The organism is Pirellulales bacterium (assembly GCA_036499395.1).
Classification (GTDB): domain Bacteria; phylum Planctomycetota; class Planctomycetia; order Pirellulales; family JACPPG01; genus JACPPG01.
This window is the reverse complement of record DASYDW010000010.1, coordinates 154,339-169,080: the sequence shown is the minus strand read 5'-3', so window position 1 is coordinate 169,080 and position 14,742 is coordinate 154,339. Positions and strand designations below refer to the sequence as shown.

Below are 14,742 nucleotides of genomic sequence, written 5' to 3'. Positions count from 1 at the left end.
CCGATCGACCGTGTCGATCGGCTCAGCCATTGTAAATTCCGTACCAGCGATTGGCGATAACTACCCATGACAGCACCCCCGCATCGCCCGCCGCTGTTGCGCACGAATTGTCGCGAATCCGCTCTAAGATAGTGACTTAAGGCCAGACCGACACCGTACAATCCACTTCCGACTGCGCGGCGGCATGCCACTTGCTCGCGTAGGTCTGAACTTGCGGCGCTTGGTGCGAGGGGCGCACGGTAAAAAAATAATCTCAGGCGCGGCGCCGCAGCAATTCGCCACCGCGACCGAAAGGAGTCGGTTTGATGGCCTTCAGGATGAACGGCTGGAAGTCGTGGGCGGCAAGCATTGTCACCGCGATGGCCGCCCGCACCGCCGAAGCGCAGGTGTACAGTCAACCGCCGGCGCAAATGGTCCCCCCGACCAATCAGCAGCCGGGCGCGTACCCGCAATATCCGAATCAACAATTGCCGGCGCAGTCTTACCAAGCGCCGCGCAACGCTCCGCCGCAATACCCTGCGCCGGGCGCGCGCATGTCGGGTCCGCCGTCGTATCAGGCTCCTCCGTCGGCCCGCTTTCAAAGCCCGCAGGGACAATACACGCCTCCCGCGGCGCAGGGCGCGACGATGAACGCGCAAACGCAGTTCCAAATTCCGGCCGGCTCGAATCAGCAAGTCCCCGGCCAGCAATACCCCAATCAGCAGTATCAAAATCAGGCGGCCACGAACCCGCAGTACCCAAATCAAGCTGGCGCGGTTCCGCAGTATCAATCGCAGCCGAACGCGTATGGCGCGCAGCCTGCAAATCAGCAGCAGGCCGGCGGCGTAATGCCGAATCGCTTCAATAACGCTCCGGCGACGCAAGCGCCGGGCGTGGCGTCGTACCCCGAGAGGAATCGTGCTCCGGTCGCGGGGCGCGGTGGCGTTCGTCCGGCCCAGTTCGAGCAGCCCATCGATCAACAGCAGCAGCCTGCCGCGGCGCCGTCTGCGCCCACCGATCCGCCGGGCTTCCGTGCGACGGAAGTTTCGACGGCTGCGTCGATCCCCGGAACGGTCCCTGCGGCCGTCACGAGCGAGCAGACTCCGCAAGAGCATCCCTTGATGCCTGCCCTGCGCTGGGCCAAGCAAGGTCTTGGTGAATTCACCAAGATTCAGGATTACTCCTGTACGTTAGTCAAGCGCGAGCGCATCGACGGGACGCTGGGAGAGCACGAATACATCTTCGTAAAGGTGCGTCACCAGCCGTTCAGCGTTTACACCTACTTCCTGGGCCCTGCTCGCGTCAAAGGGCAAGAGGCCATCTTCGTGGACGGCGCCAACGACGGCAGCTTGCTCGCGCACGGAAACGGCATCAAGCATCGCTTGATCGGCACCGTGTCGCTCAAGCCGACCAGCACCCTGGCCATGAGCGGCAATCGTTACCCGATCACCGAGATGGGCATGCGTCGCTTGTTGGAACGCCTGCTCGAGATCGGCTCGAACGACGTGAAGTACGGCGAATGCACGGTGAATTGGATCCAAGGCGCCAAGGTGAACAATCGCACCTGCACCTGCATCCAGGTAGTACACCCGGTACCGCGCCGCAACTTCCTGTTCCACCTGGCCCGCATCTATGTCGACGACGAGATGCAAATACCGATCCGCTACGAAGCCTACGATTGGCCGACTGCCGGCTCGAACCAGCCGCAGTTGAACGAGGAGTACACGTTCCTCAACGTGAAGGTCAACAACGGCTTCACCGACGCCGACTTCAGCACCGAGAACCCCAGCTACGGGTTCAAATAGTCGACCGCAGGCAGCACGCGCCGGCGCCGTGAAGCATCTGCGTGGGGTGCTCTGCGAGCACCAACACTACCACGGGCGAATGCGGCGCGGGCCATCTCGGCGCGATCCTACTTTCCAAAAATCGGCCGTAGGGCCGCGACCGACGGCGCACACCTATTCGGGCGCAAGCGGAATGCCGGCCTTGGTCAGATAGCCGTTCAAGACAGCTTCGGGCGCGGCCGTGGTTGTTTTCATGATCGTCGCGTCATCGTGGATCACCTGCAGTTGCAGGCACTGGAAGCTGATGACGTAAGCGCTGCTCTTGTCGTGCCGCATCGCCTGGATTCCGTACCGTGGCGAAAAACAGACAGGTGGCTTGCCATTGCTCTGCGCGATCCCCTGTTCCACGGCGGACATAATCGCTTTGCGATCGTCGGCGTCTTCGATGTCCAGCCAGCCGAGAACCGGATACCCTTGAAATCGCTGTTCGGTGACGGAGTTCCGCCGCTCTTCCCTGCCATCGATGGAGTAGAGGGTCAACTGCTCGGGCGTATCGTTCGACGACCGCCCACATCCCGCAGCACCGGCCAGCACAGCGATCACCAGCGATACGATTATCAGCCCGAACAGGTTCCAGCCGCCACTGTGACCTTTATTCATGGGCCCGAGTCTATCATCACGGGCCCACGGACGAAAAGTGTCGCGAAAAGCCGACCTCATTCACGGCACGTCGAAAGTGCCGATCAACGAGTCGCGATTTGCCTGTAATTTCGGGTCGTGATTTGCCGCGGTTGGGTGAATTTCTCTATCCGCACTGCCGCCGGGAACTCGAATATCGCGTCAGTTGATCGAAACCGCGATCGATCATGGAACTAAGCGGCGACGCTCAAACATTCCCCTCAAAGACTCGCGATCGAGCGTTCGCGGCATCTATGGCGCGCCCCCACTGCGACAAGACCCACCAGCCCGCATGCGGCGAGCAAAGACGTGCCTGGCTCGGGGACGCGAGTCACCGTCAACGAGAGCACGCCGGCGTCGATCTGCGTCGTATATGCGAAACCCGGATCAACTCCCGTGACGTCGATGTTCAGCCCATCGGTCGTCAGGGTTCCACCAGCCGAGACCAGGTTATAGATCTCTCCAACCGCGAGCGGCAGGACATTAACCGCCGCAAATTCGACTTCGATGGTGCCGCCGAGGAGGGCGTTGCCGGACAACCTTAGTTCCTCCGAAGTAACGACAGAACCACCTACGGCAGTAAGCAACAACCGTCCATCGGCAGTCTGGGTGTATGAACCCTGAATACTACCCGGCGGCGAGGCAATGTTCCCATTGTTAAGAACATCACCCAGTATCTTCCCGGCACCTTTCAGGGTGCCGCCGGCTTCGACCTGGAGAGTACCTGATGCGACGGTAGCTGGCGCGGCGAACTGACCGCCCTGGACCGGTAATGTACCAACGATTACCGATCCGCCTTGAGACAAGTTGATCGTACCATTGTTGGACAACGTTTGGTCCACGTGCGCCAATCCGCCCGAGGAGACAACGAGTTGACTTGAACCGGCGATGCTAAGTGAGTTGGACAGGTGCCAAATTGACCCAGCTCCGCTGATCGTGACCCTGTCTGATATGCCGTCATCTTCGAGATCAATAATCCCAGCAGCGCTTTGCACGAATCCTCCCCCGCTAATCGTCATGCTTCCCTGGCCATTCCCGCCAACGACCAGCGTGCCATTCTGCGTCCAACTTGACCCGGTTCCGGAAACGGTCACGCTGCTCGAGGTTGCGCCAGAATTCTCGGCGATGAAAGCGCTTTCGCCATTCAAATCGGTCCCCACGGCCGAGGACAGCGTTGCGCCGCCGGTAATGTTGAGGGTGCCCGGAGAATTGAGGCCAACCGTGAGTCGCCCGCCCGAAGTCCAACTCGATCCCAGGCCATCGACCGAGAGCGTGGCGGTCGCATGACTGTTTTCCCCCAAGATCGTGGTCATGCCAATGGTAGCCGTGGCACCGGCAGCGATCGAGACGTTGGCCGGTGCCGCGGCGCCGATCGATGCATAGTTCGCAATCGCGATTTGCGATCCAGATCCACTGATGGTGAGCGTGCCCGACGAGTTCTCGCCGACGTTTAACGAGGTGGCGCTCGCCGTCGCGGCATTGGTGATCGTCATGGTTCCTTGGGTTCCGCCGCCGATGCCAATACCTGCGGATTGCCAATGGGAACCCTCGCCATCCAGGTTGACCGTCCCTGGTCGATTGAATTCGCCAATAGCGGCACCGCTAGTGAACGAAACCGTGGCGCCCTGATTGACGGTTACTGAACCCTGGCTGCCGGTGGCGATATACGCCGTGCCCGTCACATTCAATTGGCTCCCTGCGCCGCTGACCAGCACGGAGTCATTGGATGTATTGCCGTAGGCGCCAAGTTCCAAGGTACCGACGTTGACCGTACCCGCTGCGTTGATTGTCAACAGCCCTTGGCCCCCAAAGAGCAAGCTCGAAGAATTGAGTTGCGATCCGGCACCCGTGACGGTCAGGCTGCCTTGCGCGCCGCCGCTCGCGACACTGGTACTGCCCGCGATCGAGGCAATGGCGCCGTTTTTCACAGTCATTGTGGCGTCGCCAGTATTACCTGCGTACAGCGTTGACGTTGAAAAGTTGCTGCCTGCTCCGTCGAGCGTGAGTTGAGCGCTGCTGCCGTTGTTGGATGCCAGATTTGTTGCGCCAGTAACGGCAACGCTCGCTCCCTTTTCGACAAGCATGTTCGCCGTCCCGGTCGTCGCCATGTTTAGTAAGTCTGTATTCAACTGCGATCCAGCCCCGGTGATGGTCATATTGCCGGTACCGCTCGAGTCGAGCGACGTGCTCCCGGTGACATTAAGCACGGCCCCGGTCTGAACGAGCGTTGTACTCGAACCGAAACCGAAGCCGAGGCCATCCGACGCCGTCCAACTCGTGCCGCTGCCACCAAGCGTGACATTGGTGGTGGAGGTGGAGTAACTTCCCAACGCGACGGGACTGGCGCTTTGAATCGCGCCGCCGGCCGAGACATTGATCGTCGTGTTTCCCGGCCCCACGTTAACGCCCGCTTGCAACAAAGATCCGGCACCTGAAATGTTCAGCGTCGCCTGACCACTCCCCGTATGGAGGGAGGAGTTACCGGTGACCCGTCCCCCGCCGGTGATATTCAGCGCCCCGGTTCCGCCGCCAAGCTGAAGAGTTTTCGAGACGTCCAATACCGAGCCGCTTCCGTCGACCGTGGCCGTCGCCTGCGAACCGGCGATCAAGGCAATGTTCAGGATCGGCAAATGAGCCACACCACCGGCGGTGATACCGAGCGTCGCGTTTCCGTCGTCGCCGAGCTGGAACGAGGTCGAGGCGTTCAACGCCGATCCGTTGCCATCGACCGTGGCCGTGGCGTGCGAACCGGCGATCGCGGCAAGATCCAGGGTTGTGAAATTCGCCACACCACCGGCGGTGATGCTGACGGTCCCCGTGCCCTTCGTGACTGACAAGGGACCGCTGTAGGTCGACGGGAGCATCGTCACGGGACTGACGCCGCTGATGTCGAGTTCACCAATTCCCGTCGAGGTTGCGCCGAGGATGTTCGCCTGCGCGGACATTGATCCGCCATTAACAATTCGCAGCGTGCCGGTGCCCGCATTACCGATCGTGGACTGCTTGGCCAGCCATGTAGCGCCCTGGCTGCCGTCGATGTTCACGGTCCCGGCGCTGCCGGCGCTGTCGCCGACGAGCGTCGTGGCGTTCACGGTACCGTCGATCAGCGTCAGATTCGCGACGTCACCTGAGTTGTTACCGATATGGGCCGCGAACGTGAATTCCGATTGCTGCGGATCGAGCGTGATCGTGTCATGATTTACGAGTAACTCGACGACCCCAACCGTCGGGGAATTGACTGGCAACGATACGGTATAGCCCGCCGAACCCAGGTCGAAGATCGCATGATCGACTGAGCCCGGCACCCCGCTCGGATTCCAATTCGTGGGATCGGTAAAGCTGCCCGAGACGGGGGCAATCCAGGAAAAATCGGTCGCTTCCACCCGACGCTCGGCAAGCGCCAGCCAACCAACGAACAGTGCCAGGGCGAAGCGGCATCGCAAACTCGCAAATCGCACAAGAATAATATGGCAAAACATGGGACGCTCCCCGTTTGACAAATAGGTATAGGAATGAATCAGGCGTCGTCACGGCCTGCGCCAATGCTGCGCGATGCGCAGGACACGGCGGCAGCGGCCGGCCAGGAACGAATGGCGAGAACCATTCAGGCACGATCGCGATCGGAACCTTGGCATCTAAGCCACGGCTGCCGCAGGCAATCGTTGTGCGTCCAACAAGACGACGGGAAGGGACAACGGACGGATGTAAAGGAAATAAGAGCTAACTTGCCCAGCCCCATCGAAGCTGACGAATGCGCGGATGGCGTCTCGCCGTTAGTAAGTTTTCGCCGACATTCTGAACTAGCATTCCCTCGGTCCCCACTATGGCAGCCAGCAGAATCTGCATGGGTGCTGCACGTCTTCCCATGGTGCGACCTGTCGAATCCTCCAAACCGTTGGCCCTGCTAAGGTGCTAAAAAACGCACCATAAGTACGGGCAACCGCAGTACTACTTACTGCTGAGCGAGATTCGTGCGATGCGATTGGCATCGCTGCCGCACAATTGTGAGCGTCGGCGTAGAAGTCTGCAGCCGCGTTACGGCCGCAAGCACCGACATGAGAAGAAGCCCACTAGCTTTGCTCCGCCCTGTTTGAATCCGTTTCCCGCCGGCATCCCGGGAGATGCCCCGCTCGGCAGGGAACTACAGCGAACTCGTCCCGCGAGTTCGCCGCTACCTCGGTAGCATAGAGGCCATCAAATCGGGTGGCAAGGAAAATCCTGGACATTTCGAAAAGGTGATCTTCCAGATCGAATTCTGACCGAGGCGCTTACCGCGGGAATTGCGATCCCGGGCGGGCCGTGATGTTGTCGGTCGAGTTCATCACGTCGTCCGGCAGCACGAGCTTTGTGCCGGGCGCTAAGTAATCATAATCGTTGCCGAGCTGCCCGCGATTCAGTTCGTAGATCTCGGACCAACGCGAAGCCTTGCCCAATTCATAACGGGCGATATCGAACAGCGTGTCCCCTTCGGCGACAACGTACACCCGGCCGCCGTAGCCCCCTTGCGAACTGGTGGGCATCGTCCGCGCGCCCGGCGGCGGCACCGCGCGGCGCTTGGGGCACAGCTGCGGATAACGCTGTTCGAGTTCCTCGACCGGCGGCACCAGGATCCGCTCGCCGATCTCGAGGCCATCGGCGTTGCTGCCCGGCTTGCGATTGTGCTTTTGAATCGCTTTGAAGTAGCCGCCGGTGCAGTAAACCTTTTGCGAGATCGTCCAGAAGCTGTCATTCGGTACCACGGCATATGTGCCGTCGGGCGTGGGAACGTGCGCCGGATGATGTTGATGCCGCGAGATGTCGTCCTGCGGCGCGGCGAATTCCGCGGCCGGCGCGTCGAGCTCGCTCATGCCGGCTGGCGGCGGTGTGTGCTGCGGCTGCCCGGTGTGGCCTGGCGTGCGTGCGTTTTGCAACTCACGCTCCAGCGGCGTGCTGTACGGGTCGTCGGCCGGGGCGGCGCCCGGCGAATTCCAGCGCTGTGCCAGCGGGTTGTGCAATGGCGTGTGTTCGACCGAAGGACTCGCGCGCAGGCTGTCTTCGGCCGGAACGCCCTGCATGTTCGAATGCGGCGGAGGCGCGTTGGCATAGCGATCGCGTGCGCCGGGTCGGCCGTAGGGTGCATTGCGCGGCTCGGCCAGCGTCGGTTGCTGTCCTGCCGCATGCTGAACGGCGCCGGCGTCGTGCGGCACCAATGGACCACCCTCGGCGGGAGCGTCGGCCGGCAACTCAGTCTCGGGCTGCATTTCGGCTGGCTCTTCAGCTTCGCGTGTGCGCTCCTCGGCGACCATGCGAGGCGCCGCGAACGCCGGCGCCTCGGACTCGGGGCCCTGTTGCGGAATGGCTTCTTCCGGCGTCGCTTCTGTCTCGGCCGAAACTTGATCGATCGGCCCTTGCGCGGCCGAATCGACGACGGCAAAAGGATTGAGCGCTGGCGCGGCAGGCATCTCGGCCGGCGGGATTTCATCGGCCGCCGGCGCTTGCTCACCGACGGCGAGAGGCGCGTCGGCCGGTGGTTGTGCCTCGCCGCGGCCGGCGTAGCGATCGTTCTCCCACAGCGGCTTCGTGCTCGATGTCTCTTCCTGCGCCGGCGTCGGCGGAGCAGACGGCATTTCGGGTTCAGCGGACGCTTGTGCGGGTTCTGTGGCGGGGGGCTCTCCGGCCGGCTCGCTGCCGTCGGCGGCCGCCACTTCGTGACGGGCCCACGGCAGTCCGGGCGTTCCCAATTTCACATACAGCGCCGCACCCAGCATGGCCAGCAGAAGTGCCAGCAGCGAGATTCCAAAACGAACTTCGCGACCGAGCGCCGCGTTCGTGGCGGGGTTGTCGCTGTCCGCATCGTCGACGATGTCCGCGTCATGCTGCTTCAAATCTTCGGTCATAGTGCCTCGTTCTCCATAACTTGGCAGGGGGCCGGTCGGACCGGCGATTTGTTTTGTTGATGGCCGAGCCTTTAAGCCCGGCGCGCTGCGATGCGCAGTTTTGCGCTCCGTGATCGTGGGTTGTCGGCGGCTTCTCGTTCGCTCGCGCGGAGCGGTTTCTTGGTCAATCGTTCCCAACGTTCGTCGCCGCGAAACGCCTCTTTCACGCGCCGATCTTCGAGCGAGTGAAAACTGATCACCGCCATTCGTCCTCCCGGCGCTAGGCAATCCGGCACGTCCGCCAGCGCCTGATCAAGCGCCCCCAGTTCGTCATTCACCGCGATGCGCAAGGCTTGAAACGTGCGCGTCGCCGGATCGATACGTCGCGTGTCGGCCGAACGTGGTACGCACCGTCGCACGATTTCGGCCAGTTCGCTTGCCGTTTCGATGCGCTGTTTCTGTCGCTGCTCTACGATGCGCCGCGCAATTCGTCGGCTGAATCGTTCTTCACCCAGTTGAAATATCAGGTCGGCCAGGGCCGTCTCTTTCAGTCGATTCACCAGCGAGCTTGCCGGCTCTCCCTCGCTTGTATCGAACCTCAGGTCGAGCTCTCCGTCAGCCTCGAAGCTGAAGCCTCGCAAGCGGTCCGCCAGTTGATCGCTCGACAATCCCACGTCCAACAGCACGCCGTTGACCTGCGAGACTTCCAGCTCGGCCAGCACCTGCTTAATGTCACGGTAATTCGCATGCACCACCCGCACCGGCAAGCCTGCCAGACTCTCGCGTCCCGCGTCGATGGCCGCGGGATCACGGTCGAACGACACGACCAGGCCTGTCGGCCCGACTCGCTCGGCAATCGCGCGCGTGTGGCCGCCGCCGCCCAGCGTGCCATCGACAAAGGTTTGTCCCGATTGCGGATCGAGCCCTTCGAGAACCTCGGCGAGCAAGACCGGCACATGTTCGGAGCGCGGAGGCATTACTTCGTTCCCATCCGGACCCCGACAAGGTCGCACACAATGACCGAGTTTGCGAGGCAGGTCAAGCTAGATCGCTGGTTGATGCTGGCGCGTTGGACGCACCAACGAGCTTTGTATAAAGCGACGCGTATGCTAGCACGCTCGCTTCGAGGGAAAAATGGTCGCGCGCCCGTGCCTGATTGCCGGCGCCTAGTTCGGCTGCTAGCTGCGGGTCTGCCAACAAGTGTGTCAGCTTCGCGCCCCAGTCGTTTGTATCTTCGAGATGCGCGATCTGCGGCCCCGCGGCCGATCCGAGCAGTTCACGCACTCCCTCGACGTCCGCGGCCAGCACAGATCGGCCCGCGGCCATCGCTTCGAGCACGACGTTCGGCATTCCCTCCCAGCGCGACGGCAACACCATCAGATCGCTTGCCCTGAGAATGCCCGGCACGTTGCTTTGCCAACCCACCAGATGCACACGCCCCGGGGGCGCGACGCGCGATATTAACTGAGTCAGTTCGGCTCGCTCGGCGCCATCACCGACCAATAACAAATCGTGCTGCGGATGCGCGGCGAACCAGGTAGGCGTTTGCTCGATAAGCCAGGCGAGCCCCTTCTGTCGATCGAGCCGTCCGATGTAAGTGATCCAACGCCGTCCGGCGGGCAGGCCCAATTCACTCGGTTCGACGGGATGTGCCGTCGCATAACGCGCGATATCAACACCGTTGGGAATGACCAACAGCTTCGCGGCAGACAGTCCGCCGATGGTGTGCGAGAAATCCGCCACGCTCTGGCTGACGCAAACGTGACGCTCGACCAGCCGATCCGTCCAGCGGTCGAGTTGCAATCGCCATCGGCCGCGCCGCTCGGCCACGCGAATGCCGGAAACCACATGCGGAACACGCGCACGCCACGCCGCCAGACGTCCCAGAATGTTTGCATGGAACAGAAACGTTTGCACGACGTCAGGCCGCCAGTCGCGCCAAGCATTTGCCAGTGCGCGTACGACTCGCGGCGCGGCGCGCAGGGTGTCGGCATCAAGAGTCTCGGCGGGAATATTCGCGGCCTGCAACACCGGCAACAGCGATCGCTCGTCATCTTCGGTCGCCGGCGAAATGCCCCACACGCGGACGTCGAAGACGCCGCGATCGAGTCGCGTCGCAAGTTCCACCAGCGCGCGTTCGGCCCCGCCGACCTCGAGATCGGTAATGACACAGGCCAATCGGATTCGGCCGTCAGGGCCGCTCTGCGACGAGCCGCGTGAGGGACTGGCGATCTTTTGCTTCACGGTGGACTCACGCCGGCGGTCTGTTGCGATTACTGCCTTCGAAAAGCATCCCGGCGTCGAACCCATCGACGATCGGGCTGCCGTTCGTATACTCGATTTTAGTTCGGGCCGGCGCGCCACGCAGGGGCCCAGTTAAATCGGCCGAGTATTTCGCGAATCAATCCAGGGCCGCGATCACCGCCGCTGTCGAGAGGTGGTTGGAGCAGTATGTCCGAGTTGTCTCGCTATGACTATGAGCTGCCGAGGGATTTGATCTCGCAGCGTCCTCTATCTCACCGTGCCGACGCACGATTGATGGTGGTTGATCGCGCGAACCAGTCGCTTACGCACTCGCATGTTCGCGATTTGCCGACATTGCTGGCGCCAAACGATTGCCTGGTGATCAACGAGACGCGCGTCGTCCCGGCCCGCCTGGTTGGTACGCGCGCCGCGACGGGGGGCGCCTGGGAAGGTCTGTTCCTCGATCAACAGCCGCCGAACTTGTGGCGATTGCTGGCCAAGACGCGCGGTAAGCCCGCGGTCGGCGAACGGATCATTCTTAACGATCGGTCGGCACATCCGGAAATCGCGCTCCGTCTCGTCGAGCGGTTGCCCGGTGGGGTGTGGATCGTGCAGGCTGAATCGGACGAGCCGACGTTCGGGCTTCTCGAGCGCGTGGGACGCGTGCCACTGCCGCATTACATTCGTGGCGGCAATATGACCGACGACGATCGGCAAACCTATCAAACAGTTTTCGCCCGTAAGGCAGGATCAGTGGCTGCGCCAACGGCAGGCCTGCATTTCAGCGAAGCGCTGCTTAGCCAGATCGAGGCCGCGGGTATCGGCATTTGCCGGCTGGTGCTGCACGTCGGACTGGATACGTTCCGCCCGATCGCGGTCGAATCGCTGGCCGAACACGCGATGCACACCGAGCGCGGCGCGATCGACGAATCGGCCGTCGCCAAGATTCGCGCCGCCCGCGCCGCGGGGGGGCGCGTGGTCGCGGTTGGCACGACCAGCACGCGCGTCCTGGAAACCGCAGCCCAATCGGGAGAGCTGCAACCGTGGAGCGGCGCGACCGATCTGTTTATCCGCCCGCCGTACAAGTTCCACGCGGTCGACGTTCTGATGACGAATTTCCATCTGCCGCGGACCACGCTATTGGTGCTGGTCCACACGTTTGGCGGGGCCGAGCTGCTAAAGCGCGCCTACGAGGAAGCGATTCGCGAGCGATATCGCTTTTACAGCTACGGCGACGCGATGCTGATCGTTTGAGACGGAAGAGAAGCACGAATCGTACAAATAACGCGAATTGAACAAGGGCTCATTTTCACCTTGCCCATCGTGCATTTTTCTTCCGACGCTTGTGATTCGCATCGTTCGTGGCAGCAAAGTCCTCGCACTCGTCAGCCGTGCTAGCAATCCCTATACTGTTTCCGGTCAGGTGGTCGTTCCTCAATCGGCAATGCAACTTGAAGGGAGTCAGCGATGGTCGAAGTTTCGACGGAGCACGTGTTGGTTGTGCCGACCGAGTTATTCCACCGTCTCGGCCACTTCCAGGGCTTTTCGCCTGACGCCCCGCGCTATCTGGTCGAACTTCTGAAGCCGGCCCATACCAGCTACCGGCCACGCGGCGAAATGGAAGAAGACCCCTCGTTCAAGCAGTTGATCCCTTACTGCATCTTTCGCCACAAGGGCGCGGACGGCCGAGATATGGTCTTCGCGTACACGCGCGGCAAGGGGCAAGGCGAAGGACGTCTGCGCAGCAAACGGAGCGTAGGAATCGGCGGCCACATCTCGTCGGACGACATTCACGCCGGCGACAATGTTTATCAAGAAGGGATGCGCCGCGAGTTGGCCGAAGAGGTATTCATCGACACCGAGTATACGGAACGCTGCGTCGGCCTTATCAATGACGACCAATCGCCAGTTGGTCAGGTTCACTTGGGCGTAGTCCATCTGTTCGACGTCGCGTCGCCCGACGTCCGTCCGCGCGAAAGCGAACTGATCGAGTGCGGATTCTGTCCGGTCGAAGAATTATTGGCCGACCTGAGCGGTTTCGAAACGTGGTCGCAGTATTGTCTGCAGGCGCTGTTCGGCACGCGTTAATCGTCACTCCGGCCGCGTGCGTTACGCTCGAATTCCTGGTCGTGTTCGTGGAAGTGCTCGTACGCACATTACCTCGCTCTGCGGCCGGCTCACGTCTGGCTGACGAAAAACACAGGAAATCGCACACTCCTGTGAAACCGCCTTACGGCGAGTTGGAACAGCGAACCTGACGAGACGATCTCCGGTCCAATCAATGCGCTGACAAGCGGCGCGGCGTTCAGCCTTCGGAATCGCGAGCCCGTATACCCGCGGCGGAGCCGCAGGGGTCGAAAACCGGCAAATCCGCGAGGATTTCGCGTTCCCGCAGTTCAATGGGGGTCGTACTGCGGACACCGCTCGATATCCTCGATCGCCTTTGCACCTACCGCCATGCCGGGTGCGTAAGAAGTAAGACCGCTTTCATCGAACGTTCTGGCGCGATGCGAAAAGCCCCGCCCGCCGAGGCTCGAATTCACCTGATAGGCGCCGCTTTTGGCGTAGGCCGCGTTCGACGCGACCCTTAAAATTGACGTAAACTTATCAGATTCAGCGCCGCGACAAGGCGCGACCTCGACGGGGAACAAATCGAGGTCGTAGTTACCTTGGTGCTGAATTGGGCGTTTGTCCGGCTTCGGTCCGGACCCAGCCTGGGATGACATCCTTGTCGGGGAAGCTGGGTAATCATGGTCTCTCGCGCACTCAAAAAACAAGCGCAGCGATTCAGCGGCCTGCTGTTGGCCGTCGCGATCGTCGTTGTTGGTTGGTTGGTCTTCGACCGCTGGTTAAAACCTACGCCGGCAGACGATAACGCGTCGCGCGAAACTGTCGCGGCCGATCGCGACTCGAACGGGGTTCCGACCTCGATCGAGATTCCGCGCCAGGTTGCCGAGCTGAATCACATGGCGATCGCCGTCGCGCAACGTCCGACGCGCGAGCGTGAATTAGAGTTGCGCGGTGAGCTGGCGATTGACTTCAATAAGCTGGTCCACGTTCATGCGCTGTTCCCGGGACGGATCGTCGACCTAGGCACGGTCGAAGACCCTGACAACCCTCGCTCCCGCGACGGCCAAGGAAAGCGGCCCATCGGCTTCATGGATCATGTCGCTAAGGATCAGCCAATGGCCGTCATGTGGAGCAAGGACTTCGGCGAGAAGAAGAGCGAGTTGGTCGACGCCTTGGCAAATTTGCGCCTCGACCAGGAAGCCTACGAACGGGTCAAGGCGCTCGACACCCGTGGCGCCACGTCCGAGACCGCGGTGCGCGAGGCTGAGCGAAACGTTGCCACGGGCGAGATCGCGGTCAAGAAGGCCGTGTTGACGCTGCGCTCCTGGCAGGTGCCCGAGGAAGTGATCGACCACGTCAAACAGGAAGTCGAGAGCATTCGCAATCATCAGGACACCGGCAAGAAGGAAGACGCCGAATGGGCCCGCGTCGAAATCAAGGCGCCGATCGAAGGGACCCTGGTCGAAAAGAATATCAACATCGGTGACATCGTCGACACGACGACCGATCTGTTCAAGATCGCGGACCTCAGCGTGCTGACGCTGTGGTTGCACGCGTACGAAGAGGACTTACCCTACCTGGAGCGATTGCCCAAACCGATCCCGGTCCGCATCCGCCTGCCGGCGAATCCGGAAGTGGGCGAGCTACCGGCCGGTATCGAGAGCATCGGGGACATTATCAACCCGCTCGAGCACATGGCGGTGCTGGTCGGGCATGTCGACAACACGGCGGGGGACCTGCGCGCGGGACAATTCGTGACGGCCCGCGTGTCGCTCGCCCCGGAAGAAGGAATCGTCGAGATTCCCACGCGGGCCCTGGTGCAAGACGGCACCGAGAGTGTCGTGTTCATCCAGGAAAACCCCAACGAGTACCGCTTTCAGCCGCGCCGCGTTTCGGTCGCGCGAAAATACAATGACGTGGTGTACATCCGCAGCCAGTTGAACGACGAGCAACGGGCAACCGGCGCCCGCGAGTTGCACGAAGGGGACCGCGTCGCGGCCAGTGAGACCGTGCAATTGCAGGCGGCGCTGCGTCAGCGGCAACTCACCGCCACCGAAGCGAAGCCGTCCGTCCATCCGACTGCGGCACGGCCGTAGTACGCTTGCCGCCCACCGGGCTCGCCTGAGTGATCC

The 14,742-nt window shown here is 61.7% G+C and carries 9 protein-coding genes; 4 read left to right on the top strand and 5 right to left on the bottom strand.

Annotated elements, in window-relative coordinates; translation table 11 throughout:
• The first annotated feature begins 305 nt into the window (after positions 1–305).
• Positions 306–1,784 carry a DUF1571 domain-containing protein gene (locus VGN12_02010; protein HEY4308200.1) on the top strand — a complete coding sequence of 493 codons (1,479 nt, stop codon included), beginning with the start codon at positions 306–308 and terminating at the stop codon, positions 1,782–1,784.
• Between the two features lie 153 nt (positions 1,785–1,937).
• Here the strand turns inward: VGN12_02010 and VGN12_02005 are convergent, their stop codons facing one another.
• From VGN12_02005 to VGN12_01985, 5 genes are all read right to left on the bottom strand, one after another.
• Positions 1,938–2,423, bottom strand: coding sequence for a hypothetical protein (locus VGN12_02005; protein ID HEY4308199.1), 486 nt, complete (start codon positions 2,421–2,423; stop codon positions 1,938–1,940).
• 239 nt (positions 2,424–2,662) lie between these two features.
• Positions 2,663–5,920 carry a hypothetical protein gene (locus VGN12_02000; GenBank protein ID HEY4308198.1) on the bottom strand — a complete coding sequence of 1,086 codons (3,258 nt, stop codon included), beginning with the start codon at positions 5,918–5,920 and terminating at the stop codon, positions 2,663–2,665.
• A 789-nt stretch (positions 5,921–6,709) separates the two neighbouring features.
• Positions 6,710–8,317 (bottom strand): LysM peptidoglycan-binding domain-containing protein, encoded by a 1,608-nt coding sequence (locus VGN12_01995; protein HEY4308197.1) that lies wholly within the window; start codon positions 8,315–8,317, stop codon positions 6,710–6,712.
• 71 nt (positions 8,318–8,388) lie between these two features.
• Positions 8,389–9,273: a 16S rRNA (cytosine(1402)-N(4))-methyltransferase RsmH gene (gene rsmH, locus VGN12_01990; protein HEY4308196.1), complete on the bottom strand. Its 885-nt coding sequence runs from the start codon at positions 9,271–9,273 to the stop codon at positions 8,389–8,391.
• 61 nt (positions 9,274–9,334) lie between these two features.
• Positions 9,335–10,540, bottom strand: a complete 1,206-nt coding sequence (locus VGN12_01985) for a glycosyltransferase family 4 protein (GenBank protein ID HEY4308195.1) — start codon at positions 10,538–10,540, stop codon at positions 9,335–9,337.
• A 207-nt stretch (positions 10,541–10,747) separates the two neighbouring features.
• Here VGN12_01985 and queA point away from each other — a divergent pair, with 207 nt between their 5' ends.
• The 3 genes from queA to VGN12_01970 all read left to right on the top strand — a co-directional run bounded on the left by queA (position 10,748) and on the right by VGN12_01970 (position 14,706).
• A complete protein-coding gene (gene queA, locus VGN12_01980; protein HEY4308194.1) occupies positions 10,748–11,794 on the top strand; it encodes a tRNA preQ1(34) S-adenosylmethionine ribosyltransferase-isomerase QueA in 1,047 nt (348 codons plus the stop codon).
• A gap of 213 nt (positions 11,795–12,007) precedes the next feature.
• A complete protein-coding gene (locus VGN12_01975; GenBank protein ID HEY4308193.1) occupies positions 12,008–12,628 on the top strand; it encodes an NUDIX domain-containing protein in 621 nt (206 codons plus the stop codon).
• Positions 12,629–13,290: 662 nt separating this feature from the next.
• Complete coding sequence (locus VGN12_01970; protein HEY4308192.1) at positions 13,291–14,706, top strand: efflux RND transporter periplasmic adaptor subunit; 1,416 nt, start codon at positions 13,291–13,293, stop codon at positions 14,704–14,706.
• Positions 14,707–14,742: the final 36 nt, after the last annotated feature.

What these genes read in the sequence shown, in the direction of transcription:
- VGN12_02010 (HEY4308200.1), top strand. Translation starts at nt 306, where the DNA reads ATGGCCTTCAGGATGAACGGCTGGAAGTCGTGGGCGGCAAGCATTGTC.
- VGN12_02005 (HEY4308199.1), bottom strand. Translation starts at nt 2,423, where the DNA reads ATGAATAAAGGTCACAGTGGCGGCTGGAACCTGTTCGGGCTGATAATC.
- VGN12_02000 (HEY4308198.1), bottom strand. Translation starts at nt 5,920, where the DNA reads ATGTTTTGCCATATTATTCTTGTGCGATTTGCGAGTTTGCGATGCCGC.
- VGN12_01995 (HEY4308197.1), bottom strand. Translation starts at nt 8,317, where the DNA reads ATGACCGAAGATTTGAAGCAGCATGACGCGGACATCGTCGACGATGCG.
- rsmH (HEY4308196.1), bottom strand. Translation starts at nt 9,273, where the DNA reads ATGCCTCCGCGCTCCGAACATGTGCCGGTCTTGCTCGCCGAGGTTCTC.
- queA (HEY4308194.1), top strand. Translation starts at nt 10,748, where the DNA reads ATGTCCGAGTTGTCTCGCTATGACTATGAGCTGCCGAGGGATTTGATC.
- VGN12_01975 (HEY4308193.1), top strand. Translation starts at nt 12,008, where the DNA reads ATGGTCGAAGTTTCGACGGAGCACGTGTTGGTTGTGCCGACCGAGTTA.
- VGN12_01970 (HEY4308192.1), top strand. Translation starts at nt 13,291, where the DNA reads ATGGTCTCTCGCGCACTCAAAAAACAAGCGCAGCGATTCAGCGGCCTG.